This is a genomic window from Nocardioides sp. WJ219 (genome assembly GCF_058559815.1).
Window position 1 is genome coordinate 23,656 of sequence record NZ_JBZUJV010000006.1, and the last position, 21,285, is coordinate 44,940.

The following is a 21,285-nucleotide window of genomic DNA, read 5'->3' on the forward strand; positions in this document are numbered from 1 at the left end:
ACCCTACGCGGGCGGACCCTGCTCGCCGGTCACCACGAAGTCGCGTTGCCGGATCAGCAGCAATGTCAGGACCGCCGAGACGAAGGCGATGACGGCCGTGATCAGGATGATGTGGTTGAGGGCGTCGACGAACGCCGTGGTCGCGGCGTCGGTGACCGCCGCCGGGGCCTCGTCGGCCAGCCGGCCCAGCCCGCCGTTGGTGACCGCGAGCGCGACCTCGCCGGACCGGCCTGCGGCCGGCGTGCCCTCGAGCGAGGCCGCGATCTCGTCGCGCACCTGGTGGCTGAAGATCGAGCCGAGGGCGGCGATGCCGGTGGCGATCCCGACCTGGCGGAACGTCGAGTTGACCCCTGAGGCCATCCCCGACCGGGCGACCTCGACCACGCCGACGGCCGTCGAGGCGAGCGGCGGGTTGATCATGCCGATGCCGATGCCGCAGACGAGCAGCCCCGGGATCAGGTGCGTCCACGCCCCGGGATCGCGGGTGGGCTCGATGCCGAGCAGCAGCACGAGGCCGGTGCCGAGGACCAGGAACCCGGGACCGATCAGCAGCTTGGTGGGCACCTTCTCGGTGAGCCGGCCGGCGATCGCTGCCGCCACGAACGAGGCCGCCGAGAGGAACAGGAACCGCACCCCTGTCTCGACCGCGGAGTAGCCGAGCACGCTCTGGACGTAGATCACCAGGTAGGCCAGCAGCGCGAAGATCGACGACGAGACGCCGAACGCCGCGATCAACCCACCCGAGAAGGTCGGCTTGCGCAGCAGCGAGAGGTCGAACATCGGGGAGCGGACCTTGAGCTGCACCACCACGAACGCCGCCAGCAGCAGCACGGCCGCGGCCATGCACACCTGCACGACGGTGTCGGACCAGCCGTCCTCGCCGGAGCGGATCAGGCCGTAGACCAGCAGTCCCAGGGCGCTGCTGAAGGTGAGGAACCCCAGCCAGTCGGGCGACCCGGCGCGCGGGTCGTGGGACTCCTGGACCCGGCGCACGGTCACCGCCAGGGCAACCGCGCAGATGGGGACGTTGACCAGGAAGATCCACCGCCAGCTCAGGCCGCTGGTGAGCACGCCGCCGAGCACGGGCCCGATCGCCACCGCGACGCCGGTGGTCGCCCCGAAGGCACCGAACGCGACACCCCGGTCGCGACCGCTGAACGCCGAGGCCAGCAGCGCGAGCGCGGTGGCGAACATGGCGGCGCCGCCGATGCCCTGGAAGGCCCGGGCCACCGTCAGCAGCCCGACGCTGGTCGCCGCCCCGCACGCCACCGACCCGATCGTGAAGAGCACCGTGCCGATCACGAAGACCCGCTTGCGCCCGTAGAGGTCGGCGAGCGAGCCGGCGGTGAGCAGCAGCGCCGCCAGGCTGAGCGCGTAGGCGTCGATCACCCACTGCAGGTCGGCGAGCGTGGCGTCGAGGTCGGTCTGGATGTCCGGCAGCGCGACGTTGACGATGGTGATGTCGAGCAGCAGCATGAACACGCCGGTGCAGACGGCCACCAGGGTCCACCACTTGGGGTCGCGCCCCGTCGGGGCCGCGTCGGTCTCGGTCTCGCTCACCGCGTCATCATGGCCGCGCCCACCGACACCCGGCTCCCCCCGTCAGGCCTTGGCGTGGGCGACGGCCTCGCCCTCCTCGGGCGAGAGCTGCTGGTCGCTGCTCCACGCGGCGATGCTCTTGGCGTAGGTGCGCGCCTCGCTGCGGCCGTGGATCGAGCTGAGCACGACGCCGTCGCCACGGTCGTCGAGCAGGGCCACGCTCCACGACAGGTGCCCACCGACGTCGTCGAAGGCGTCGTAGCGCACCACCGCGACGTGCCGCAGCCCGTCACCGAGCTCGGTGCGCAGGGCCGCGACCTCCCGGCGCAGGCCGAGCAGGTCGGAGGGCAGGTCGGACCCGTCGGCGCGCCGGTGCGTCCGGCGTACGGCGACGACCGCGAGGACCACCGCAGCCACGGCCAGGACCAGGGCGAGGACGGCGAGCGCGGTGGTCATGGGGTCACCGTAGGTCGGGGCCGAGCCCGACCCGAGGAGGCACACCGTCCGCCCAGCCGGACGGCGTGCCTCCCCGGGCGCCTACCGGGCCGGGGGCCCGCTGCGCCGGCGCGCGGCGCGGCCGCTGAGCACCAGCCCCAGGCCGACCAGCAGCAGGACCCCGGCGACCAGGAACAGGATCCCGGCCGGTCCGCCGGTCTCCGGCAGCCAACCGCCGTCCCCGCCGCCGCCGTCCCCGCCGTCCGCGGTGGGCGGGTCGACCGGGTTGCGCGTGCACAGCCGCGACTCCGGCGGGCAGCCGCCCGACGACGTCACCCCGGTCGGTGCCAGGACGTTGAGCAGCTCGCCGTCGCCGCTGCCGGGCTGGCCGACCCGGACGACGTAGCTGACCACGACCCGCTCGCGCGGCTCGAGGTCACCGCGCACCCGCAGCACCGAGCCCCGCAGCTCGGCGGTCACCACGTCGGTGCGGCGCCCGTCGGGCGTGGTGACCGTGGGCCCGCCGACCAGCTCGGCGTCGTCGAGGACGTCGGACAGGTCGTCGTCCCAGGTGACCTCGCCGGCGCCCGTGCCGGTGTTGGTGAACCCCAGCCGGTAGGTGAGCTCCTGGCCGGGTCGGACCCGGGTGCCCGAACCGGGGCGGACCGACTTGCGGGCCACGACCTCGGCGGCGTAGGTCACCGTGCAGGTGGTCGCCGCGGGGTCGCAGGTCGGCTCCTCCGGGGTCTCCTCGCCGGGGAGGAGCAGGAAGTTGGCCAGCACGTCGTCGCCGCGCCGTCCGTCGGGACGGACCTGGAGGCGGTAGGTCACCGTGACCTCCTGGGCCGCGGCCACCGTGCCGTGCACCCGGAACCTGGCGTTCCTGATGCGGGTGGCCTCCAGGGCCGGGTCGGAGCTCGACGGGTGCTCCACCACGCGGGCGTCGTCGACCACGTGGGTGAGGTCGTCGACCCGCTCGAGGTCTCCGGCGCCCTTGCCCTCGTTGGTGAAGGTGAGGGTGTAGGTCAGCTCGTCGCGGGCCGCGACCGCCGAGCCCGACGCCGGGGCGACCGTCTTGGTCTGGACCAGGCGCGGGACCGGGCTCCAGACGCAGTCGACGCCCTCGTAGCCCACCGGCGCCTCCGGCCGGCACTCCGGGGCGGGCTGCTCACCGGGGTCGAGCAGGAAGTTCAGCAGCTGGTCGTCGCCCCCGGCGGCCGCGCGCTCGGCGTCGGGCATGACCTCCACGGCGTAGCTGACGGTGACCACCTGCCCGGGCTGCAGCGTGCCGGCGACCGCCAGACGAGCATCGGTCAGCGTCGCGGTGAGCGCCGGGTCGGACGACGCGGGCGGGGTGACCAGCACCGCGTCGTCGAGCACGCCCGACAGGTCGTCCTCGCGGGCCACCACGCCGGGAGCCTTGCCCTCGTTGCCGAAGGTCAGCTCGTAGGTGACCAGGTCGCCCGGCAGCACCACGGTGCCGGAGCCCGTGTCGGCCGACTTGCCGTCGACCAGGCGCGGGATCCCGTTCTCCACGCAGTCGGGGTGGGCCGGCGCGCAGCCGGTGAAGGGCTCGTCCGGGTGCAGGATCGCGTTGAGGAGCCGGTCGTCGCCGCCGCGCTCGAACCGCACGGCGTCGGGCAGGACCCGCACCGTGTAGGTCACCGTGACCACCTGGTCGGGCTGCAGCGTGCCGGTCACCGCCAGGCGGGTGCCGGTCAGGGTGGCGGTCAGGGCGGGGTCCGAGACCGTCGGGCCGGAGAGCAGCTCGGCGTCGTCGAGGATGCCGCCCAGCTCGTCGTCGCGGGCCAGGGCGCCCGCGCCGGTGCCCTCGTTGGCGAAGGTCAGCGTGTAGGTGACCTCGTCACCCGCGAGCACGGTCGTGCCGTCACCGACGTCGTTGGCCTTGCCGTCGACCAGGCGCGGGATCTTCGTGCCCGTGCAGTCGGGGTCGTCGACCTCGCAACCGGTGAACGTCTCGCCCGGGTCGAGCAGGGCGTTGAGCAGCTCGTCGTCGCCGCCGTCGGCCACGCGCTGGTCGTCCGGCTTGACCCGCACCGTGTAGCTGACGGTGACCGTCTGGTCCGGCTGCAGGGTGCCGCGGACCGACAACCGGGTGCCGCTCAGCGTGGCCGTGAGTGCCGGGTCGGACGCCGTCGGGCCGCTGACCAGGACGGCGTCGTCGAGGACGCCGCCCAGCTCGTCGTCGCGGGCCAGGGCGCCCGCGCCGGTCCCCTCGTTGCCGAACGTGAGGGTGTAGGTGACCTCGTCGCCCTGCAGCACCACCGCGCCGTCGCCGACGTCGGTGTCCTTGCGGTCGACGAGGCGCGGGATGAAGCTCGACGTGCAGTCCGGGTCGTCGGCCTCGCACTCGTCGACCGTCGTGCCGGGGGCGAGGAGGAAGTTCTGCAGCAGGTCGTCGCCGCCGGCGGCCACCCGCTCCTCGTCGGGCAGGACCTCGACGACGTAGGTGACGGTGACCGGCGTGCGTGGCTGCACCACGCCCGCCACCGTGAACCGGCCGCCGGTGATCGGCGAGACCGTGAGGGCCGGGCTCGACGACGTGGGGGGCGAGACCAGCCGGGCGTCGTCGAGGACGCCGGACAGGTCGTCCTCCTTGCGCACGTCGCCCTCGGCCTCGCCGAGGTTGTCAAAGGTGAGCGTGTAGGTGAGGCGGGTCCCCTCGACGACCGTGCTGCCCGAGGCCGGGTCGACCGACTTGCGGTCGACGACCAGCGGGATGCGGTGCTCCGGGCAGCGACCCGGGAGGCACACCAGGTCGCCGCCGGGGTTCACCACGGCGTTGCGCAGCCGGTTGTTGCCCCCGCGGGCGATCCGCTGGTCGTCGGGCAGGACGCGGGCGGCGTAGGACACCGTGACGACCTGGCCGGCGGTGAGGGTGCCGGTCACCGAGAACCGGCCGGCCGCGATCGGCGAGACGGTCACCGACGGGTCGTCCGGGGTCGGCGGCGAGAGCAGCTCGGCGTCGTCGAGGACGTCGGCGACGACGTCGTCGTACGCCACCGGTCCCGGACCGTTGCCGTCGTTGCGGAAGGTGAGCGTGTAGGTCACGACGTCACCGGGCAGCACCCGCGAGCCGTCGGCCGGGACGGCCGCCTTGGCCGCGGTGATCAGCGGGACGCCGTGCACCGTGCAGTCGGGGTTGGCCGGCAGGCACTGGTCCCCCGGGTCGACGTCGGGCGGGACGAGGAAGTTGAGCAGCCGGTGGTCACCGCCGTCGGCGAGGCGCTGCTCGTCGGTCTTGACCCGCACGGTGTAGGTGACGGTGACCGTCTGGTCGGGCTGCAACGTGCCGGAGACCCGGAACCGTCCGGCGGTGGTGCCGGAGACCGCGAGGGCAGGGTCGGACGCGGCAGGCGCTGTGACCAGCACGGCGTCGTCGAGCACGCCGGCGATCACGTCGTCCTTGACCACCGGGCCGGGTCCGGCGCCGATGTTGCGGAAGGTCAGCGTGTAGCGGACCTCCTCGCCCGGCAGCACGGTCGTGCGCGACGGCGGGGTGGCCGACTTCTCGTCGACGATCTCGGGCACGAGGTGGACGGTGCAGTCCTCGCCGACGCACTGCGCGGGCGGGACGGTGCCGGCCTCGACCAGGAAGTTGGTGAGCACGTTGTCGCCGCGCTGGTCGTCGGGCAGGACCCGGACCCGGTAGGTGACGGTGGCCGTCTGGCCCGCCGCGAGCGAGCCGCGGACCTCGAAGCGACCGTTGGCGATCGGCGAGACCGTCAGCGCCGGGTCGGACGACGTGGGCGGCGTGACCACGACCGCGTCGTCGAGCAGCCCGGCGAGGACGTCGTCCTTGGCGACGGCTCCCGCCTCGGTGCCCCGGTTGGTGAAGCTGAGCGTGTAGAGCACCTCCTGGCCGACCGCGAGCGTCGTGCCGGAGACCGGGGTGGCGATCTTGGAGTCGACCAGCTCCGGCATCCGGTGCCCCGTGCAGCGGGGGTCGGGCGGCACGCAGACGCTCGTGTCGCCCGGTCGGATCAGGACGTTGCCCAGGTAGTTGTTGGTGCGCTGACCGGGCGGGCGTACCCGCACGCTGTAGGTGACGGTGGCGCGCTGGCCGGCCTCCAGGGTGCCGCGCACCTCGAACCGGCCGTTGGTGATGCCCGAGACGGTGAGCGCCGGGTTGTCCGAGGTCGGCGGCGTGACCAGGTCTGCGTCGTCGAGCACGTCGGAGGCGTCGTCGTCCTCGACGACCGCGCCGGCGGCCGAGCCCAGGTTGGCGTAGGACAGCGTGTAGGTGACGACCCGCCCGGTGCTCACGACCGTGCCGCTCGCCGGGTCGGCGGTCTTGGCCCGGACGATGTCGGGCATCCGGTGCTCGGGGCAGTCCGGGTCGCCGGGCGCGCACTGCGTCTCGCCGGGCAGCACGAGGGCGTTGCGCAGCACGTTGTCGCCACGCTCGCCGTAGGGCCGCACGCGGACGGCGTACCTGACCCGCACGGTCTGCCGGGGCTGCAGGGTGCCCCGCACCGTGAACCGCCCGTCGACGATCGACGAGACGGTCAGGGCCGGGTCGTCGGAGGTCGGCGGCGCGACGAGGTCGGCGTCGTCGAGGGCGCCGGCGACGTAGTCGTCCTTGGCGACGGGGCCGGGCGCGTTGCCGTTGTTGGTGAACTCGAGCGTGTAGGTGACGACCTGGTTCTCCGCCAGGACGGTGCCGGCGGCCGGGTCGGCCGTCTTGGTGTCCACGATGTCCGGTGCGAGGACGAGGACCGGGACCAGGTGGTCCTCGACCTCGCCGCCCGCCGCGTTGCCGGTGGCGGCGGGGGGCGTCGGCCCGTGAGCCAGCCGCAGGCGCAGGACCGTGGGGCCGGTGGCCGTGCCGGCGGGGAACACCAACGTGGGGCTGGTGGTGCCCGAGCCGCCGAGCACGGTGGCCTGCTGGCGCTCGCCGGGTGAGAACGTGCCGTTGCCGTCGAGGTCGAGCCAGCCGACCAGGACGGCCTGCTCGGCGGCGGTGTTGGTGACCGTGACCGGGACGGCGAGCGGCTGGCCCGGGGTGCGCGTCAGGGCGCCGACGGCGTCCTCGTCGTCGACGTCGGCGGCGTCGTCGCCGGTGGCCTGCGGGCCCGGTACGCCGTTGCCCTCGAGGTCGACCCGGCGCCCGAGCATCAGCGGGGCGGTGCGGGTGGCGGCGTCGTGGTCGCGGATGGAGTGGCGAGCGCCGTCGTTGACCTCGAGCCGGGTGCCGAAGCTGTCGGGCGCGTCCCCGAAGTCGATCGGCACGGGCGCGGTGGCGCAGCGCGCGCCGTCGTTGGTGCTGGTCTCGGGCCCGTCGGAGAACAACGCCATCGTGGCGGCCGGGTTGGGCGCGGTGACGTCGATGCGGAAGATGAGGCCGTCCTCGTTGTAGGAGGCGTAGACGTAGCGGTTGTCGGTGAACATGGCCCCGACCGCGTTGTTGGACGACCGGCTGCCGAGCGGGACCGGTGTGGACCACGTCAGCGTGGTGGTGTCGAAGGCCAGCAGCATCGACTGGAGCCCGTCGCCGCTGCGCGCGACCATCCACAGCTTGCCGGTCGACGGCACGAAGACCCAGTCCCGGCCGGCCTCGATGCCGTCGGGCCGCGGGCGGAGACCCGTGGCGACCGGGGCCGCGGTGTTCCCGGTGATCCGGATCTTGACGAAGGTGTCGCCGCCGTAGATCCAGTAGAAGCCCTGGTCGTCGACGTCACCGACGGCGGTGCCGATCGGCGTCGTCTGCGGGGGCGGTACGGACCCGTCGTTGTAGGCGATCGGCGTCGTCGTCCCGTCGGCGGAGATCCGGACGATCTCCCGCGCGTCGACGTCGGTGCCGTAGACGAAGTTGTCGAGCATGTTGTAGCCCACGCCGTTGACCCGACGGTCGAGCACCGCGCCCCGGGTGTAGGTGCCGAGGCCGAGCTCGACCTCGAAGACCGAGGAGTCGACCTCCCCGTCGGCGGACTGGAAGAGCAGCCCCTCGGGCTGGCACGTCCACGGGACCTCCGGTCCCGCCACCGCCACGCGGTAGTCCTCGACCTCGCCGCCCTGCGCTCCGCCGACCGGTGGCGGCGCGACGGTGCCACTGCTCAGGCGCAGGCGCAGGAAGCTCGACGCGGTCGAGGCGCTGGCCGGGAAGGTCAACGACACGGTCTGCGGAGCCGCCCCCGCAGGGACCGGGGTGGTGACCCGCTCACCGGGCTCGAAGACACCGTCGGCGTCGAGGTCGACCCAACCCGCGAGCACGGCGGCTGCGCCGCTGGTGTTGGTCACCGTCACCGGGACGGTGAGGGGCTGGTTCGGCGTCCGGGTCGGCGCGCTGCCGAGGGCGTCCTCGTCGTCGGTGCCGGCGAGGTCGTCACTGTCGGCCTGGCCACCGCCCACGCCGTTGGCGTCGATGTCGACCCGGCGGCCCAGCATCAGGGGCGCCGTGCCGGCGGCGGCGTCGTAGCCCAGCAGGGAGTGCCGGGGCCCGTTGTCGACCTCGAGGCGGGTGCCGTAGCGGTTGGGTGCGTCACCGAAGTCGACCGGCACCGCGGCGCGGGCGCAGCGGGCGCCGTCGTTGCCGCCCGAGATGGGTCCGTTGGCGAAGAACGACGCCCGCTCGGCTGCCGGGATCCCGTCGGCGAGGTTGACCCGGTAGATCTGCCCGGTGAGGTTGTAGGAGACGTAGAGGAAGCCCAGGCTGTCGGCGAACATGCCGCCGCTGCGGTTCTGGCTGCCGGCGCCACCGAGGTTGCCGAGGTCGATCGGCGTCGACCAGGTGTGCGTGGTGCGATCGAAGCTGGTCAGCAGCGAGGTCGTGTTGGTCGCGTTGGTGCCGACGGTCCAGAGCTTGTTGGTCCCCGGCACGTAGACCCAGTCGACGCCGGCATCGACGCTGGGGGGCCGCGGCGCCTCGCCGTCCTCGAGGACCGTGGTACTGCCGGCGTCGATGCGCAGGCGGTACCAGTGGGACCCAGGGTTGAGCCAGTACTCCCCCCGGTCGTCCACGTCACCGACCGCGATGTCCCTCGCGATCTGGTCCGGGTCCATGCCGATGGGACCCCCGAGGTCGTCGATGCCGCCGTCGGCGGCGACCCGCACGACACCGTGGGTCACGACGTCCCACCCGTAGGCGAAGTTGTCGACCGGGTTGTAGCCCACGGCGTTGATCTGCCGGTCCTGGATCGGCATCGGCTGCGGCCAGGTCCCCTCGGCGATGTCGACGCGGTAGACGTTGGTCGGGGTGCCGCCCTGGAAGAGCAGGCCCTCCGGCGTGCAGCTCCACGGGGCGACCGCGTCGAGCGCGGCGACGTCGTCGCGGGCCGCGGTGGCGTCGTCCTCGGGGGGCTCGGTCGGGTCGGGTTCCCTCGACCGGGGCCCGGCGTCGGACTCGGTCGGCTCCGGCCCGGCCGGCTCCGGCTCTGCCGGCTCAGGCTCCGGCTCGGCCGGGTCGGGGTCGGCCGGGTCGGGCTCGGCCGGCTCCGTCCCGGGCTGGGTCGGCTCGGTGGTCGGACCGTCGGAGGGCGACTCGGTGGAGTTGACGGGAGCGGGGGTGGGGCCCGGGTCGTCCGCGGTGGCGACCCCGGCGTCGAGGCCGGCGGTCAGGACGACGGCGGCGGCGACGACGGAGATCAGGCGACCGCGGACGGCGCGGTGGACGGGGAGGGAGCGGCGGCGCATGGGGGGCTGCTTTCTGGACCGAGAAGGGCGGTGCGTCCCCGCCGAGTGCGGGAACGCTCGCAGCCCGTGACCCTCCCGGCGGCGCCCTAGAAGCGCGGCGGGGTCAATTCACCCGCACATTTCATCCTTTCCGGCAGGACGGAGCAGGCCCTGCTCCCGGGCGGCCACCAGCGCCTCCGCACGCGACCGGACGCCGAGCTTGCGGTAGATGCTGTGGGTCTGGGACTTCACCGTGTGGCTCGACACCGAGAGCCGCTGGGCGATCTGCTCGCGGCCGAGCCCGGCGGCGAGGTGGCGCATGATCACCTGCTCGCGCCGGGTCAGGCGTACGGGCACGAGCGAGACCGGGAACACCTCGCGCAGGTGGGCGTCGTCGAGCGCGCGCAGCGCCGGCTGCGCGGCCGCCAGCCCCTCGGCGAGCAGGCGCAGGTCGGGTCCCGGCACCATCGCGAAGGCGCGCGGCGTCGTCGTCCCCTCGGCCAGCACCCGCTCGAGGTCGGCGCGGGCGCGGTCGGTGTCCCCCGACCGGTGCCGGGCGACGATCTCGAGCAGGACGAGCTCCTCGCGCACCCGCGTCACGGCCGGCCGGCTCAGCAGCGAGTCGCGCGCGAGGGCGACCGCCGACCCGGTCTCGCCGGAGAGCAGCGCCAGCCGGGCGCGCGGCGCGTCGAGGAGCGGCTGGTCGGTGCCGACGGCACGGACGATGGCGGCGGCATGGCGGCGGTGGCCGAGCGCCAGCATCAGGTCGACCTCGGCCGCACGGACGAGGGCGTCGAGGGCCGATCCCTCCCCCGACCAGTCCGGCCGGGAGGCGCGCTCGGCCAGGATGTGCTGGACGACGGCGACCCGGTCGCCCCACAGCAGCGCGTACTGCGCCCGCGCGTACAGGGCGAACGGCCACAGCTCGTCGAGCGGGTCGGTCGTGGTGAGCAGCTCGCGCAGCGCGTCGCGGGCGCCCGCGTGGTCGAGGCGGCCGACGGCGACCAGCACCCGGGCCACGTCGGCCGCGATCTCGGCGCGCGGACCGACCCACCCCGCGACCTCGGGACTGGTCGCCGCGCGGTCGAGCCAGGTGGCGGCCTCCTCGACGTCGCCGAGCAGGGCCAGGTCCATGGCGAGGTGCGAGGCGCAGTGCCGCGCCGACCCGCGCAGCGCCGAGTGCCCGGCCGTGTCGAACCCCCACCGCAGCGGCATCACGGCGCCGGGCACGTCGCCGTCCAGCTCGTGGAGGATGGCGGTGAGCAGGAACGTCGGCGCCAGCAGGTCGCTCACCTCGACCGGGCTCCAGACCCGCGCGGCCAGCACGATGCGCTGCAGCCGCTCGGCCAGCACCAGCGCCTCGTCGAGGCGGCGGGCGCGGCGCAGCCCGAAGAGGTGCACCAGGCCGGTGTTGAGCGTGGCTCGTACGTCGGGCGCGGCGGCCCGCTGCTCGATCTCGCCCTGGTCGGAGGGGAGCCGGATGACGTCGGCCGTCGGGTCGCGGGGCAGTCGCAGGGTCAGGTCGCGGACGCCGTGCAGGAACTCGCGCCGGGTGAACCAGTCGGCCGGGGCGTCGCGGAAGAGCCGGGTCAGCGCGTCGTTGTGGTAGACGAGCAGCGGCAGCCAGGCCTCGTCGAGGATGCCGCCCACCAGCTCGGCGTCGCCCGTGGCGTGGGCGTGCTCGATCGCCGGCGCCCACTCCTGTCGTCCGCGGTGCCAGGCGGCCAGCCGGTCGTCGGTCGCCCGGACGGCGGCGGGCGACGACGCCGCGAGGCCGGCGCGCAGCGCGTCGGCGACGGCGGTCGGCCAGTGGTGCACCGTCTCGCCGTCGGCGAGCGCCGACCCGAGCAGCGCGAGGTCGGCGAGGTGGCGCAGCGCGCCGGCGGCGTCGCGGGGCGGTACGCCGAGGACCGCGCCGGCCGTCTCGACGGTCAGGCGTCGCGGGAGGGCCAGGGAGCACAGGCGCGCGGCGACGTCGGGCGCCAGGCCGGGCAGCAGCTCGTGGTGCACGAGCTCGCGGGTCACCCGGTCGGCGAGCGCGAGGTCGTCGACCCGGCCGGAGGACTCCACGAGGGCCGCCGCCACGCGGCGCACGAGCACCGGCCACCCGCCGACCGCGGCGTGCACGGCGTCGACCTGGTCGTCGCTGCGCCGCAGCCCGGCGGCGGCGAACACCGCCCGGGCCTCCTGCGGCGTCATCCGCAGGTCGGTCGCGCCGATGGTCCGCCCGCCGCGCGAGACGAGGAGGTCGCCCGCACCCGGGCCGACTCCGGGCGCGGGCACGACCGGCCGGTCGCGCAGGCACACGACGAGCCCCAGGTCGGGCACGGCCGCGACCAGGTCGAGCAGCTCATGGCCCAGCATCTCGTCGAGGACGTCGTCGAGACCGTCGAGCACCAGCGTCGTACGGCGGCCGCGTCGGGCGAGCTGGGCGCGCACGGTCAGGGCGGAAGACGTGCGCGACGGCGCCGGCTCGAGGGCGCGCGCCACCTGGCCCCAGAAGGCCGGACGCCGACCCCCGCCCGCGATCGTCACCGGGACGACGTCGCCGTGGGTCGGGCCGCGGGTCTCCGCCCAGATCCGGGTCAGGGTCGTCTTGCCGAACCCCAGCGGCGCCCGCAGCACCGTCACGGAGTGCTGCTCGTCGAGCATCTGGAGCAACCGTGGGCGGACCACGAGCCGGTCCGCCGACGGCTGGGACCAGTGGACGGCGGGGAGGTCGTCGTCACGCTCGCCAGACGACACGTGAGCACCTCGTCCCGGAAGTTGCGCGCCGGCCCCCGATGACCCGCGAGCAGGCGCCCGTCCCCACGGCCGGGCGCCTGCGCCCACCCTAGGAGAACGCGGCCGTGCTCGCGCGCCTCGCAGAGGATGAAAGCGGGGATGAAACAGCGCCGCCGAGGCGCCCTGACAGGCTGGGCCGGTGGACCTCGCTGCCCTCGCGCTCACCTTCGGGGCGATCTTCGTCGTCGAGCTGCCCGACAAGACGTTCCTGGCGACCCTCGTGCTGGCCACGCGCTACCGCCCCCTCCTCGTGTGGGTGGGGGTCGGGCTGGCGTTCGCGGTGCAGACCGGGATCGCCGTGGCGCTCGGCCACGCGGCGTCGCTGCTGCCGCCCGAGCTGGTGCAGGGGACCGCCGTCGTGCTGTTCCTGGTCGGCGCGGTGCTGCTGGTCCGCGAGGGCCGGTCGCACCAGGAGGCCGCCGACGACGACTACGCCGACCGCGCGCCCGCCGCGACCGGCTGGCGGGCGGTGCTGGCGTCGTTCCTCGTGCTCTTCGCCGCCGAGTGGGGCGACCTGTCGCAGCTGCTCACGCTGTCGCTGGTGGCCCGCTACGAGGCGCCGCTCGAGGTGTTCCTCGGTGCCCTGGGCGCGCTGCTCACGGTCAGCGCCCTGGCGGTCATCGTCGGGCGCAGCCTGCTGCGCGTCGTTCCGGTGCACGTCCTGCACTACGCCGGTGCCGTGGTGTGCGTCGTGCTGGCGGTCCTCACCCTGGCCGAGCTGCTCGGCTAGGTCGCCGGCCGCCACCGGCAGCGCCGATTGTCTGACAATCGCCGGGGTCACTAGGCTCGGCGCATGGTGCACGGGGCGGACTCTGAGGTCGGGCGACTGCGGACAGTGATGCTGCACCGGCCGGGGCCGGAGCTGAGCAGGCTGACGCCGCGCAACAACGACCGGCTGCTCTTCGACGGCATCCCCTGGGTGGCCCGGGCGCAGGACGAGCACGACGCCTTCGCCCAGGCGCTGCGCGACCGCGAGGTCGAGGTCCTCTACCTCACCGACCTGCTCACCGAGACGCTCGCCGACGGCGACGCCCGCGACGTGGCGATCGAGACCGTGCTGGCCGACCTCGACCTCGGCGACACCATGCGCCACTACCTGCGCGGGTTCCTCGCGGAGGCCGCCCCGGCCGACCTCACGACGTACCTCACCGCGGGCATCCGCAACGACGAGGTGCGCGGCGGCTTCGGGCTGGTCACCTCCCTGCTGGCCTCCGACGCGTTCCTGGTCGACCCGCTGCCCAACCTGCTCTTCACCCGCGACTCCTCGGTGTGGGTGCGCGACCGGGTCGCGATCACCAGCCTCGCGATGCCGGCCCGCAAGCGCGAGACCGAGCTGACCGAGCTGATCTACACCGGTCACCCGCGCTTCGCCGGCACCCCGCGCATCCACGGCTCCCACTACGAGCACGTCGAGGGTGGCGACGTCCTGCTGCTCGGGCCGGGCGTCGTGGCCGTCGGTGTGGGTGAGCGGACGACGCCGGCCGGCGCCGAGCGGCTGGCGCGGCAGGTCTTCGACGACGGCCTGGCCCACACCGTGCTCGCCGTACCGATCGCCCAGGAGCGGGCGACCATGCACCTCGACACGATCTGCACGATGGTCGACGTCGACCTGATGGTCGTCTACGAGAACGTCGCCGACTCGCTGGTGGCGCACGCCGTCACGCCCGCCGGCCACGACGACGAGGGCAGCCTGCTCCTCGACGTCGCCGGCCCCCGCCCGTTCCTCGAGGCCGCCGCCGACGCGATGGGCCTCGACAAGGTGCACCGCATCGCCACCGGCCTCGACCCCGTGGAGGCCGAGCGCGAGCAGTGGGACGACGGCAACAACACCCTCGCGCTGGCGCCCCGCGTCGCCGTGGCCTACGAGCGCAACGACGGCACCAACGGCCGGCTGGAGGACGCCGGCATCGAGGTCGTCCGCATCGCCGGCTCCGAGCTCGGCTCGGGCCGCGGCGGCCCGCGGTGCATGAGCTGCCCCATCGAGCGCGACCCGCTCTAGGATCAGCCTGCTCCCTCCACCCCGCAGCACCGGCCAGGAAGGCTGACCCATGGCAACGTTCTTCGACTCCTTCACCCCTCGCGAGGTCGCCAAGATCAGCGCACACGGGCGGCGGGTCAAGCTGCCCCAGGGCTGGTCGCCGATCTGGGAGGACACCCCGGCCGACAAGGCCTACATCATCCTCGAGGGGTCGGTGTCCGTGCGGCGTGACGGCAAGGAGATCGCCCAGCTCGGCTCCGGCGACATCGTCGGCGAGGCCGCGATCGTCGGCCACACCCTGCGCACCGCCTCGGTCGTCGCGCTCACGCCGCTCGTCGCGATCCACTTCACCGACACCGACGTCAACGAGCTGCTCGAGGAGATGCCGTCGTTCCGCACGAAGCTGACCGCCGTCGTCGAGTCCCGGGTCAAGGGCTGACCCTGAGCGACGAGCCGGCCGCGCCCGACCCCCTCGACCTCCTCGACGCCTACCTCCTCGGTGAGGCGCCGAGCCTGACCCGCCGGCAGGTCAGCGAGCGCTCCGGCGTACCGCTCGACGACGCCGTGCGCCTCTGGGCGCTGCTCGGCTTCGCCCACGTCGAGGACGACGAGGTCGTCTTCACCCCGGCCGACGTCGACGCGCTGCGCGGTGCGCAGGAGCTGGTCGAGCTCGGCATCCTCTCCCCCGAGCGCCAGGCCGCGCTGGTGCGCACGTGGGGCCGCAGCTTCGCGCGGCTCGCCGACTGGCAGACCAACCTGCTGGCCACCGTGGCGCTGGAGAGCGGCGCCGAGCCCGACGTCGCCGCCCTCGCGGCCGAGGTGGTGCCGCGCGTCGAGGCGCTGCAGTCCTACGTCTGGCGTCGGCACCTGGTCAGCGCCGGGGCGCACCGCCTCGCCGCCCCCGGCGTCCCCACGGCGGCCGCACCGCTGGCCGTGGTCTTCGTCGACATCGTCGGCTACACCTCGCGCAGCCGGAACCTCTCCGAGGCCGAGCTGGTCGCCTGGCTCGAGCGCTTCGAGGACGAGACCACCGCCCTCGTGGTCGCCCAGGGCGGCCGGATCATCAAGAACATCGGCGACGAGGTGCTCTTCGTGGCCGACGACGTCCGCGCCGCCGTCGACGCGGCCCTCACGCTGGTCACCCGCGGCGCCGACCCCGACGACCCGTTCCCCGAGGTGCGCGCCGGCGTCGCGCACGGCGAGACCGTGCGCCGTCTCGGCGACGTCTACGGCGAGACCGTCAACGTCGCCGCCCGCCTCACCTCCGCCGCCCGCCCCGGCTCCGTCCTCGTCGACCGCGGTGCCTTCGAGGCGCTGACCGGCGCCGAGGACGACCCGTCCTCCGACGGCGACGGGACCCACCCCGACCTCGCGTTCCGGCGGGTGCGGCGGCTGTCGGTCAAGGGGTACTCGCGGCTCGCCGCCTGGTCGGTCCGGGCGCGGGGCTGAACGGCGGTCTCGTCGTACGGCGGGCTCAGCTCCCGGAGCCGGCGATGGCGGTGACCCGGATCTCGACACGCATGGCGGCGAGGCCCAGGACCGTGACGCCGGTCTCGGTCCAGATCGGCGCGCGACCGCCGAGGCGCAGCCGGAACTGCTCGGCCATGACCGCGTTGTGATCGTCGCCGATGACGTCCTGACCGGGCTCGACCTTGTGGTAGGAGTTCACGTGGATGACGTCCTTCCAGGTCGCGCCGACCGAGGCGAGCGTCAGCTCGACGTTGTCGAAGGCCCGGACGATCTCCTCCTCGAGCGAGTCCGGAATGGCGAGGTCGTCGTCGACCCCGGCCTGGCCGGAGATCTCGACGCGGTCGTCCACGCGGACGGCGCCGCTGTAGCCGAGGGCGTCGTGCAGCTTCTGGCCGAAGCCGGGGGCGACCCCGAAGGTGACGGTGCTCATGGTGGTTCCTCTCGCTCGGTGCGTTCCCTCCGGATGAGTTCACGCGTAAAGTGACGGTAGCACCGATGACTTCAAGAGTGAAGTGAGAGTGGATGGTCATGAGCACCGAGGAGCCCGACGCGACCGACGTGACCGAGGAGGAGGTGCGCTGGCTCGAGGCGCACGAGAAGGCGGCGTGGACGGGGTTGATCTCCCTGGTCCTGCTGCTGCCCGGCAAGCTCGAGCCGCCGCTGCGGCAGGAGCACGGGCTCACGCTGTTCGAGTACCTCGTGCTCAGCCACCTCTCCGAGGCGCCGCAGCGGACGCTGCGGATGGGAGAGCTGGCGTTCCTCGCCAGCGGGTCGCTGTCCCGCCTGTCCAACGTGGTCAAGCGCTGCGAGCAGCGCGGCTGGGTACGGCGCGCCCCGGACCCGGCCGACGGTCGCTACACCCTCGCTGCGCTCACCGACGCCGGCGTCGACGTCGTGCGCCTGGCCGCGCCCACCCACGTGCGCGCCGTGCGCCGCGCCGTCCTCGACCTGCTCGACCCGACCGACCAGGAGTCGCTCGTCCGCATCGCGCAGAAGCTGCGCGTCGTCCCCGACGAAGTCGGGTGACGCCGACGGCGCCGCGTCCTAGAGTCCGGGGACGACGACTGGCGTAGGTGGCCACCACCGGGGAGTGCCGTCGCCGCATCGACCGCCTGGGTGCTGCGTACCGCGAGGAGGCTGCCGTGCCGCACCGGATCCTGCACCTGTCCGACACCCACGTGACCGCGAGCGGACGCGACGAGGACGGCGTCGACGCGCTGGGGTCACTCGAGCGGATGCTCCACGACTGCCGGCACCTCGACGGCCTCGACCTGGTGGTCGTGACCGGCGACATCGCCGACGACGGCTCGCGCGAGGGCTGCGCGCTCGTCCGGGAGCGGGTCTCGGCGTTCGCCGCGGCGCGCGGGATCCCGCACGTCTACACGACCGGCAACCACGACCGCCGTCCGACCTTCACGGCCGCCCTGGGCACCGGCCACCTCGACGGCCGCGCGGGCCGGGACGCCGACGTCGGCACGCTCCTGCCGGGACTCGACGACGAGCGCGCCGCGGTGAGCACGGTCGACGGGCTCCGGGTCGTCACCCTCGACAGCCTCGTGCCCGGCTCCGCCCACGGACACCTGGGCACGGCGCAGCTCTCGGCGCTGCGCGAGCTGCTCGCCGACCCTGCACCCGCCGGCACGGTGCTCGCCCTGCACCACCCCCCGATCCACAGCCCCGCGGCGCCCTGGACGGAGCAGGCGGGGCTGCGCAACCGGGACGCCCTGGCGGAGGCGATCGCCGGGACCGACGTCTCGGCGGTGCTGTGCGGGCACTTCCACCTCCAGCTCACCGGGCGCCTCGGTGGGTCGGTGGTCTGGGTGACCCCGGGGATCGTGACGCGCGTCGACCTCAGCGCCCCCGCCCGCGTCGTCCGCGCGGTGCAGGGAGCCGGCGCCACCGTCGTCGAGCTCGGCGGCCCCTCCTCGCCGTCGTTCCACCTCGTGCACGCCCGCGACCCCCTCGCCGGCCGCCAGGTGTACGTCGTCGACCCCGTGACGTGGGACGACACCGCCGAGGAGCAGGCGTCCGGGCACGAGTCCTAGGAGCCTGCGGCGAGCCAGGCGTCGACCTCGGCGTCCGCCTCGGTGTCGGCCTCGAGGGCGTAGCGCCGCTCGTCGAGACCGTGCAGGACGTCGTCCAGGTCGTGAGCCTCGAGGAGGTGCAACGGATGGGAGCCGGCGGGGAAGCGCCCTATCGTGCGCCCATGACCTCGAGTCCCACACCTGCCGGCGACCTGACGCTCGGCCACGTCCTGGCGGCGTGCGGGGTCGACCCGAGCGACGTCCTGGTCATCCGGCACACGTACAACGACGACGGTCTGCGTCGTGGGGACGTCACCCTCGAGACGGTCCTCGCCTACACCCGGGTCCAGCGAGTGCGTTTCAACCCGGTCCAGCCGACGCTGTGGCTGAACTTCCTGGCCGTGGGCGGTCGACGTTCCCGGCTCTGGGGCGCCTTCGAGAACGGCGGGGAGGTCGTCGAGGAGCGGACCGACGAGTGGCGCTCGTTCGACCTCCGGCCGTCGGGCGTCATGTCCTCGCTGGCGAACCGCCTGACGGTGGAGTGGAGCCGCGACACGATCAACTGGGCCAAGCGGGGCCCGACCGCTGCTGGGTTCCCGGTCGTCGAGATCGCCGACCCGCAGGACGTGCCCTTCCCGGGGTTCGACCGCCTCGTGCTGAGTCACGCCGACCTGCAGACCGTGATGGCCGACTCCCGCTACGGAGCCTGGCGAACGGCGCTGGGGTCGGTCCAAGGGGTCTACCTCATCGCCGACACCAGCACCGGCCAGCACTACGTCGGCAAGGCCGACGGCAGCGAACGCGTCCTGGGCCGCTGGTTGCAGTACGCCAAGGACGGCCACGGCGGCAACGTCGCCCTGAGGTCGCTGGCCGCGGCCGACCGCCAGCACTCCCGCCACTTCGTCTTCAGCCTGCTGCGGGTGTTCGGCCCGGACACCCCCAGCCGCGACGTCGACGAGGCCGAGGCGCACTTCAAGAAGGCGATGCTCACCCGCGAGTTCGGGATGAACCGCAACTGAGGTGAACGAGACCATGGTCCGCCGAGCGCGCTGAGGCTGCACGGTGCCGGCATCACCGAACTGCGCGTCGCAGCTGGGGAGGGCACCCAGTCGGCGATCGAGCAAGGGGCCATGGCTACCCGCGAATCGACTGGAGGAATCGACCTGAGCCGTCGCTCAAGAGCCAGAATGTCCAACCATTCCGTTGTGGGCTGACATCTGGCTTGTAGTGAGAGATGACCGCTCTCGCAGCGCTGCTTGGTGACTTGAAGGACCGGCCGGCGAGAGGTCCGTCGACGACGTCGACACGGCTCGTCAGCTCCCGGAACAGCGCCGTAGTCCGGTGACCTTCGTAGTCCACATGGATTTCGACCACCTGGTCATCCGCCGCCCTCGGCGTCGAGGTCGGTGACGCGACTGGGGCCTGCTTCACCAGTCGAGCGACGACGCCACCGTGGGTAAGTCCGCTGAATCGCGCAGCGAGGTCGATTGCATCGTAGGTGTGTTGATCGAGGTCGATCGTTGGCATGAGTCACTCCTGGCCTGGGCGGGTGTACTCTCGCCGCTCATGAGAGAGAATAGAGCAGCATTCGAAGTAAACCAAGCAGCGGCGAGGCTGGGATGAGGCCGTGGAAGGACGACATCGTCCTGGCGCTCGAGACGATTGGCGGTCGCGGCACACTGTCCGACATCTACGCCGCGATCGCGCAAGTACGGTCGCCCCTGGACGGGCAATGGAAGGCAACGGTGCGCGGCACGTTGGAACGTAACTCGTCAGACTCCGAGAACTACCGCGGCGGCGAGGACCTCTTCTTCACCGTCAGCGGGATCGGTGGCGGGGAATGGGGCTTGCGCTGAACTGACTTCGAGCTCCTGGACTCCGGCATCCGTCCCCCTCCTTGTATCTCTGGACCGGCACATCTCAACTGGGTTCCTCAAGCCAGCACGGACGCGACCTAGACGCGTCGGTGGAAGGTGATGTCGCCATTGGGGTGTCGGGTGTGGTGGTAGTGGGGGTCGTGGGCTCGGTGGTGGTGGTGGGTGCAGAGGAGGACGCCGTCGTGGAGGTTGGTGTGGCCGCCGTGGGTCCAGGGGGTGAGGTGGTGGGCTTCGCACCAGGGCGCGGGGATGGTGCAGCCGGTGGCGCGGCAGGTGGGGTCGCGCAGGGCCATGGCTTTGCGTTGGTGGCGGCTGTAGAGGCGTTGGCTGCGGCCGAGGTCGAGGACGTGGGAGTCGCCGTCGAGGACGGCGGGGATCAGGTGGGCTTGGCAGGCCAGGCGGCGGGCGTGGGCGGCGGTGATGGGTTGGTCGCCGACCAGGGCGGTGCCGAGTCCGGTGAGCAGGGTGTGGAGGTCGAGGGTGACGATGACGGTGGTGGCGTCGCCGCCGTGCAGGGGCAGGCGTGCGGGGTCGAGGGTCTCCAGGAGGGTGGCGAAGGCGTGGCCGAGGCGTTGGGGGTAGGGGCGCCGGTCGTCGGGGTTGTTGCTCTCAGGGTCGCCGTGCTGGCCGGGCTGGCCGGGTTGGCCGCCGTGGCGGGGTGAGGTGAGGGCCTCGAGGTAGGTCAGGAGGCGGTCGGCGACGTGGTCGGCGCAGCGGATCGTGAGGTCGGTGGTGCCGTCGCCGCGGCGGTGGGTGTGCAGGTCGGTGGCGGCGTGGGCGTGGGTGTCCTGGGCCTCGAGGAGTCGCCGTTCGAGGGCCTCGTCGACCTCGGGTGCGACGACGGCGAGGATCTTGCGGCCCAGGACGCGTAGTCGACGGGGGTTGAAGTGGGTGGCCTGGTCGAGGAGGTGGCGTTCGGCGTGGTCGAGGGTCTCGGGTGAGATGTCGTGGGGCAGCTCGTCGAGCGCTCGCGCCACGACCGCGGCGCGGGCCCGGTCGAGGCGCCCGGATCGCATCGCCGCTGCCAGGTGGGGGCGCCGTTCCAGGGTGCGCGCCAGGGCGAGGTCACCGCGGGCGGTGGTGTCGTCGGTCCGGGTCTGGTGGGCCAGCCAGGCGGCGGCGTCGCGGGCGCCGTGGACGACGGCGACGTCGTCGGCTGCGGCGAGGACCCGTAGCCGCAGCTCGTCGAGCTGGGCGGCTGCGGCGGCGAGCTCGACCAGCGCGGTCTCCTTGTCGGCGGTGGCCAGGTACCGCGGGTCGACCTCGCTCACTCCACCGAGCGCCGCCCGCAGCGTCGCGGCGCAGGCCAGCACCGGGTGCGGGGTCGGGGCGAGGGGGTGGGACACGACGTACTCCGTGCGGGCGAGCTCGAGCCACGTGCCCGGGGAGAGGTCCCCACCAGGACTTCGGACGAGCTCGGAGCCAGCGCGACCCAGCGGGTCGGAGGACGGGGGCACGCACCCGCCGAAGTGTCCGGGACCGAGGTGAGCCGTTCAGCGTGCCGTTCCCGTCATCGTACACCTGTTCGAATGAACGCGCAAGCATC

At 73.5% G+C, this 21,285-nt stretch carries 16 protein-coding genes; 8 read left to right on the top strand and 8 right to left on the bottom strand.

Annotation, left to right across the window (positions count from 1 at the left end; all coding sequences use genetic code 11):
• Positions 1-3: 3 nt before the first annotated feature.
• The 4 genes from AC4MBH_RS14980 to AC4MBH_RS14995 all read right to left on the bottom strand — a co-directional run bounded on the left by AC4MBH_RS14980 (position 4) and on the right by AC4MBH_RS14995 (position 12,351).
• The gene (locus AC4MBH_RS14980; RefSeq protein ID WP_491795711.1) at positions 4-1,560 is read right to left on the bottom strand and encodes an MFS transporter; all 1,557 of its coding nucleotides are present in this window, start codon (positions 1,558-1,560) and stop codon (positions 4-6) included.
• A 42-nt stretch (positions 1,561-1,602) separates the two neighbouring features.
• The gene (locus AC4MBH_RS14985) at positions 1,603-1,995 is read right to left on the bottom strand and encodes a DUF4446 family protein (protein WP_491795712.1); all 393 of its coding nucleotides are present in this window, start codon (positions 1,993-1,995) and stop codon (positions 1,603-1,605) included.
• An 81-nt stretch (positions 1,996-2,076) separates the two neighbouring features.
• The gene (locus AC4MBH_RS14990) at positions 2,077-9,627 is read right to left on the bottom strand and encodes a DUF7927 domain-containing protein (protein WP_491795713.1); all 7,551 of its coding nucleotides are present in this window, start codon (positions 9,625-9,627) and stop codon (positions 2,077-2,079) included.
• Positions 9,628-9,735: 108 nt separating this feature from the next.
• A complete protein-coding gene (locus tag AC4MBH_RS14995; protein WP_491795714.1) occupies positions 9,736-12,351 on the bottom strand; it encodes a LuxR C-terminal-related transcriptional regulator in 2,616 nt (871 codons plus the stop codon).
• A gap of 178 nt (positions 12,352-12,529) precedes the next feature.
• Between AC4MBH_RS14995 and AC4MBH_RS15000 the strand changes: the two genes are divergently transcribed.
• The 4 genes from AC4MBH_RS15000 (at position 12,530) to AC4MBH_RS15015 (ending at position 15,817) form a co-directional block, all read left to right on the top strand.
• Complete coding sequence (locus AC4MBH_RS15000; protein ID WP_491795715.1) at positions 12,530-13,120, top strand: TMEM165/GDT1 family protein; 591 nt, start codon at positions 12,530-12,532, stop codon at positions 13,118-13,120.
• Positions 13,121-13,183: 63 nt separating this feature from the next.
• On the top strand, positions 13,184-14,389 hold the full coding sequence (locus AC4MBH_RS15005; RefSeq protein WP_491795716.1) for an arginine deiminase: 1,206 nt from the start codon (positions 13,184-13,186) through the stop codon (positions 14,387-14,389).
• A 49-nt stretch (positions 14,390-14,438) separates the two neighbouring features.
• On the top strand, positions 14,439-14,807 hold the full coding sequence (locus AC4MBH_RS15010; RefSeq protein WP_491795717.1) for a Crp/Fnr family transcriptional regulator: 369 nt from the start codon (positions 14,439-14,441) through the stop codon (positions 14,805-14,807).
• A 2-nt stretch (positions 14,808-14,809) separates the two neighbouring features.
• A complete protein-coding gene (locus tag AC4MBH_RS15015) occupies positions 14,810-15,817 on the top strand; it encodes an adenylate/guanylate cyclase domain-containing protein (protein WP_491796144.1) in 1,008 nt (335 codons plus the stop codon).
• A gap of 25 nt (positions 15,818-15,842) precedes the next feature.
• Here the strand turns inward: AC4MBH_RS15015 and AC4MBH_RS15020 are convergent, their stop codons facing one another.
• A complete protein-coding gene (locus AC4MBH_RS15020) occupies positions 15,843-16,268 on the bottom strand; it encodes a Rid family hydrolase (RefSeq protein WP_491795718.1) in 426 nt (141 codons plus the stop codon).
• A gap of 98 nt (positions 16,269-16,366) precedes the next feature.
• On the opposite strand from AC4MBH_RS15020, the gene AC4MBH_RS15025 reads away from it, so the two are divergent.
• Both AC4MBH_RS15025 and AC4MBH_RS15030 read left to right on the top strand, forming a co-directional pair.
• The gene (locus tag AC4MBH_RS15025) at positions 16,367-16,864 is read left to right on the top strand and encodes a MarR family winged helix-turn-helix transcriptional regulator (protein ID WP_491795719.1); all 498 of its coding nucleotides are present in this window, start codon (positions 16,367-16,369) and stop codon (positions 16,862-16,864) included.
• Between the two features lie 116 nt (positions 16,865-16,980).
• Complete coding sequence (locus AC4MBH_RS15030; RefSeq protein ID WP_491795720.1) at positions 16,981-17,883, top strand: metallophosphoesterase family protein; 903 nt, start codon at positions 16,981-16,983, stop codon at positions 17,881-17,883.
• Here the strand turns inward: AC4MBH_RS15030 and AC4MBH_RS15035 are convergent.
• Positions 17,880-18,005, bottom strand: coding sequence for a hypothetical protein (locus tag AC4MBH_RS15035; protein WP_491795721.1), 126 nt, complete (start codon positions 18,003-18,005; stop codon positions 17,880-17,882). The two genes, AC4MBH_RS15030 and AC4MBH_RS15035, sit on opposite strands and share 4 nt — an antisense overlap.
• Positions 18,006-18,044: 39 nt before the next feature.
• On the opposite strand from AC4MBH_RS15035, the gene AC4MBH_RS15040 reads away from it, so the two are divergent.
• On the top strand, positions 18,045-18,881 hold the full coding sequence (locus tag AC4MBH_RS15040; protein WP_491795722.1) for a GIY-YIG nuclease family protein: 837 nt from the start codon (positions 18,045-18,047) through the stop codon (positions 18,879-18,881).
• 115 nt (positions 18,882-18,996) lie between these two features.
• On the opposite strand, the gene AC4MBH_RS15045 is transcribed toward AC4MBH_RS15040, so the two are convergent.
• Entirely contained in the window at positions 18,997-19,389 is a 393-nt protein-coding gene (locus tag AC4MBH_RS15045; protein ID WP_491795723.1) for a hypothetical protein, read from the bottom strand.
• Positions 19,390-19,481: 92 nt separating this feature from the next.
• Here AC4MBH_RS15045 and AC4MBH_RS15050 point away from each other — a divergent pair, with 92 nt between their 5' ends.
• A complete protein-coding gene (locus tag AC4MBH_RS15050; RefSeq protein WP_491795724.1) occupies positions 19,482-19,718 on the top strand; it encodes a hypothetical protein in 237 nt (78 codons plus the stop codon).
• Positions 19,719-19,816: 98 nt separating this feature from the next.
• Here AC4MBH_RS15050 and AC4MBH_RS15055 read toward each other — a convergent pair whose 3' ends face one another.
• Entirely contained in the window at positions 19,817-21,085 is a 1,269-nt protein-coding gene (locus tag AC4MBH_RS15055; protein WP_491795725.1) for an HNH endonuclease signature motif containing protein, read from the bottom strand.
• Positions 21,086-21,285 lie beyond the last annotated feature (200 nt).